Source organism: uncultured Frigoribacterium sp. (genome assembly GCF_963515265.1).
Lineage (GTDB): Bacteria > Actinomycetota > Actinomycetes > Actinomycetales > Microbacteriaceae > Frigoribacterium.
On the sequence record NZ_CAUPYL010000222.1, the window covers coordinates 1 to 3,901 of the forward strand.

The 3,901-nt window shown below is 74.1% G+C and carries 3 protein-coding genes and 1 tRNA gene; 3 read left to right on the forward strand and 1 reads right to left on the reverse strand.

Going from position 1 to position 3,901, the window contains the following annotated elements; all coding sequences use genetic code 11:
* From RWM17_RS12925 to RWM17_RS12935, 3 genes are all read left to right on the forward strand, one after another.
* Window positions 1-1,270: S8 family serine peptidase (locus RWM17_RS12925; protein WP_399540487.1), on the forward strand; the 1,270-nt coding region annotated here is incomplete at its 5' end.
* 40 nt (window positions 1,271-1,310) lie between these two features.
* Window positions 1,311-2,867 carry an FAD-dependent oxidoreductase gene (locus RWM17_RS12930; protein ID WP_314104282.1) on the forward strand — a complete coding sequence of 519 codons (1,557 nt, stop codon included), beginning with the start codon at window positions 1,311-1,313 and terminating at the stop codon, window positions 2,865-2,867.
* A gap of 85 nt (window positions 2,868-2,952) precedes the next feature.
* Window positions 2,953-3,026, forward strand: a tRNA-Leu gene (locus RWM17_RS12935).
* Between the two features lie 37 nt (window positions 3,027-3,063).
* Here the strand turns inward: RWM17_RS12935 and RWM17_RS12940 are convergent.
* A partial coding sequence (locus RWM17_RS12940) for a hypothetical protein (RefSeq protein ID WP_314104278.1) occupies window positions 3,064-3,901 on the reverse strand: 838 nt, incomplete at its 5' end.

Genomic DNA, 3,901 nt, shown 5'->3' on the forward strand with positions numbered 1-3,901 from the left:
CCGCACCGGGGGGCGCGGGGCGACCAGGGCGCTGGCGACGAGCGTGCTCGTGGTGGCGACGGCCGCGGGGCTCACGCTCGTGCCCGCCGCGGCGGCGTCCGCCGACAGCATCCGCGACGCGCAGTACTGGCTGTCCGACTACGGGGTGCAGCAGGCGTGGCAGACGACGCGCGGCGCGGGCGTCACGGTCGCCGTGATCGACACGGGCGTCGACGGCTCCGTCCGCGAGCTGCAGGGTGCCGTCGTCGGGGGCACGGACATGTCCGGGCAGGGCTCCGCCGACGGCCAGAGCCCGGTCGGCGCCGACGACCCTGCCCACGGGACCCTCGTCGGCTCCCTGCTCGCGGGGCGCGGCACGGCGACCGGCGACGGCGTGATCGGCGTCGCGCCCGAGGCCGACCTGCTCTCGATCTCGGTGGGGTTCGGCGCCGACGCGGTCGACTCCGACCAGCAGATCGCCGACGCCGTCACCTGGGCCGTCGACCACGGCGCCGACGTGATCAACATGTCCCTGACCCGCAACACCCTCGACTGGCCCACGAGCTGGGACGAGGCCTTCCTGCACGCGCAGGAGGAGGACGTCGTCGTCGTCGCGGCGGCCGGCAACCGCGGCAGCGGCACGACCGAGGTCGGGGCGCCCGCCACGATGCCGGGTGTCCTCACCGTCGCCGGCGTCGACCGCTCGGGCGCGGCGAGCTTCGACGCCTCCAGCCAGGGCATCACCATCGGCGTCTCGGCCCCCAGCGAGAAGCTCGTCGGCGTCGGCCCGGGCGACGTGCACTACAGCTGGAGCGGCACCAGCGGCGCGACGCCCCTCGTCGCCGGCATGGTCGCCCTCGTGCGGAGCGCACACCCCGAGCTCGGGGCGGCCGACGTGATCAACAGGGTCGTCTCGACGGCCGACCCGAGGGGCGCCTCGCAGCCCGACCCGCTCTACGGGTACGGCCTCGTCGACGCGGCCGCCGCCGTCCAGCGCACCGTCGCGCCCGTCGCGGCCAACCCGATGGGCGACCTCGCCGAGTGGATCCGGGTGCACCGACGCGCCGACGCCCCCGCGCCGAGCGCCGGTGCGGTCGCTCCCGTCGAGCCCGCGCCCGTGCCGACGCCGCAGAGCGACGGCGACCACCCCCTCCGTGCGCTGCTCCCGACGGTCGAGTCGATGCGCTCGACCGGGCTGCCGCTGATCGTCTTCGCGGTCTTCGGCGCGGCGCTCGTCGCCGTGGGGGCAGGCGCGGCCCGCCAGTTCAGGCGACGACACGAGCAGGAGTAAAGTCGTCGTGCCACCCCACCACCTCGAGGAGTTCACCCCTGTGCCCAAGATCCTGATCGTCGGCGGCGGCTACGCCGGTTTCTACACAGCCTGGAAGCTCGAGAAGTGGCTGCGCGCCGGGGAGGCGGAGGTCACCATCGTCGACCCGCTGCCGTACATGACGTACCAGCCGTTCCTGCCGGAGGTGGCAGCCGGCTCCATCGAGCCGCGTCACGCGGTCGTCTCGCTGCGTCGTCACCTGAAGAAGACGAACGTCGTCACGGCCAAGGTCACCAAGGTCGACCACGCCACGAAGACGGCGACCATCACGCCCGAGGTCGGCGACCCGTGGACCGTCGACTACGACCAGGTCGTCATGACCGCCGGCGCGGTGTCGCGCACGTTCCCGATCCCGGGCGTCGCCGACGAGGCGATCGGCCTCAAGACCATCGAGGAGGCGGCGGCGATCCGCGACAAGCTCCTCACCAACTTCGCGGCGGCCGCGAACCTGCCCGCCGGTGCGGCACGCGACCGTCTGCTGACCGTCACGGTCGTCGGCGGCGGCTTCGCCGGCATCGAGGTGTTCGCCGAGCTGCGCAGCTTCGCCAGCGACCTGCTCAAGAAGTACCCTCAGCTGACCATCGACGACACGCACTTCCACCTCGTCGAGGCCATGGGCCGCATCATGCCCGAGGTGTCGCTCGAGACCAGCCACTGGGTGCTCAAGAACCTCGCCGAGCGCGCCGCCACGGTGCACCTCGACACGCAGCTGAAGTCCGCCGTGGGCGGCGTCATCGAGCTCTCGACGGGCGAGTCGTTCGAGTCCGACCTGATCGTCTGGACGGCCGGCGTCATGGCCAACCCGATGGTGCGCAACACCGACCTGCCCCTCGAGGAGAGAGGTCGGATCACCGTCAAGGCCGACCTCCGGGTCGTCGACGGCGAGACCATCGTCCCCGACGCCTGGGCCTGCGGCGACGTCGCGGCCACGCCCGACCTGACCGGCAAGGGCGTCGGCGGCTTCTGCGTGCCCAACGCGCAGCACGCCGTCCGCATGGGCAAGCACCTCGCCAAGAACATCACCGCGTCGCTGCGCGGCGAGGGCGTCGCCGACTACCGTCACGACAACCTCGGCGCGGTCGCCGGGCTCGGCGTCGGCGTCGGCGTGTTCCAGAGCGGCAAGTTCGTGCTCAAGGGCCTGCCGGCGTGGGCCGCGCACCGCGGCTACCACGGCCTCGCGATGCCCTCGTTCGAGCGCAAGTTCCGCGTCGCCACCGGCTGGTGGAACAACTTCTGGCTCGGCCGCGACATCGTCTCGCTCGACAACCGCGAGCGCCCCCGCGCCGCCTTCGAGGAGTTCGCCTCGCGTCCGAAGACCGAGGTCGCCGCCCCGGCCGCTCCTGCGACGCCCGAGCTCGGCAAGGTCGCCGGCGAGCCCGGCCCGGCCTACGCCAACCCGGCCGACGAGAAGGGCGCGCCCGCCGAGGGCGAGACCGAGAAGCCGGCCCGCAAGGCTCCCGTCCGCAAGCCGGCGGCCAAGAAGCCGGCCGCGACGGCCGACGCCGACGCTGCGGTGCCTGCCGACGCCGGGCGCGGCTCGCTGTCGACCAGCGACTGACTCGACCAGCCCCCACGACGCCCGCCCGCTGACCCAGCGCGGCGGGCGTCGTCGTGTCGTCGCCTGGATCGTAGGCTGGGGGCACGCCCTCGTAGCCCAACGGTCAGAGGCAGGCGACTTAAAATCGCTTCAGTCAGGGTTCGAATCCCTGCGGGGGCACTCTTTCGTTCCCGGCAGGGTGAGACGACACGAACGACTAGAGCGCGCGGCGGGCCGGCTCCACGTAGGTCGCCCACAGCCAGGCCGCGACCGCCAGCAGGGCCGCGACGAGGCTCGCGACCAGCAGCGCCGGCAGGGGGAACGACGAGGAGGGGGCGCCCACGAACACGGCGGCCGCGACGGACACCCCCACCACGGCCAGGGCCGTGTAGACGCCCGCGGACCACGCCCACACGTGCCGTCCCGGCATCGAGCCGAGCGGCAGCAGCTGGACGACGAGGGAGCCGAGGCCGGCGAGGCAGACCGTGGCGAGGGCCTCCCGGCCGAGCTGCGGCCAGGCGCCCGGTGCGTCGACGAGGCCGTGCAGCACCCAGGCCGCCGCAGGGACGACGACGGTCGCGGCGAGCTGGACCGCCGCGGCGATGCCGCGGTCGCGTCCGTCCGGGCTGCGCCCTGCACCGACGGCCTGTGCGCCGTGGTGGCGGACGGCGCCCAGGGTCCCGACGAGCAGCACGCCGAGCACGAGTGCGGGATCGAGCGAGAAGACCCGCGTGGCACCGCAGGCGACCACCGCGGCGAGCAGCAGGCCGGGCGACATCCGGACACGGACGGCGAGGCCGAGGCGCCGGGCGACGAGCACCGCGGGGAGGACGACCACGAGGCCGTTCAGCACGACGAGTCCCAGCACGATCCCCGCGAGCAGGCGCGCGTACTGCACCTGTCCGTCGACGCCCGCGGCGACGGCGATGGCGGCGGCGCCCCCTGCCAGGGCGAGGCCGGCGGCGGCGCGGGGGTCGACGGTGCCCCGGTTGAACGAGGTGGGCAGCTCGGACGACCGGTTGCGACCGGTCAGACGGGCTGCGCGGGGGCGGGGC